The organism is Bradyrhizobium sp. Kon37, assembly GCF_055807535.1.
Map to the genome: position 1 here is coordinate 1 of NZ_JBVVOY010000193.1, position 338 is coordinate 338.

At 61.5% G+C, this 338-nt stretch carries 1 protein-coding gene; it reads right to left on the reverse strand.

What is annotated here, in order from left to right; genetic code table 11:
- A partial coding sequence (locus tag AC0L3J_RS37760; protein ID WP_473350493.1) for an SbmA/BacA-like family transporter occupies nt 1-338 on the reverse strand: 338 nt, incomplete at both ends.

A 338-nucleotide genomic window follows, 5' to 3' on the forward strand; every position in this document is an offset into this window, starting at 1 on the left:
GCTTCGACCCGCTGGTTGAAAAATTCAATTCCGGGCAGGCGGATGCCGATAAGCGCGAGAACGCCGGTGCCCAGGATCGACCAGATCACCGCGGCGAACACCAGCGGATAGGCAATCGAGCCGAACAGAGGCAGCTCCGTGACGTTGCTGGACAGCCTCACCAGAACCGGCAGGAACGCCAACAGTGTCAGCACCGCGCTGATGAGATTGACGCCTAGACCTTCCATCGTGCTGGCGAAGCGCATCGTGTCTTCCTGGATCCGCTGGGAGGCGCCTTCGATCGTGCGCAGCCGTGGCCAGTTGGCGACATAAAAATCGTTCATCGCCGTGCGCCAGCG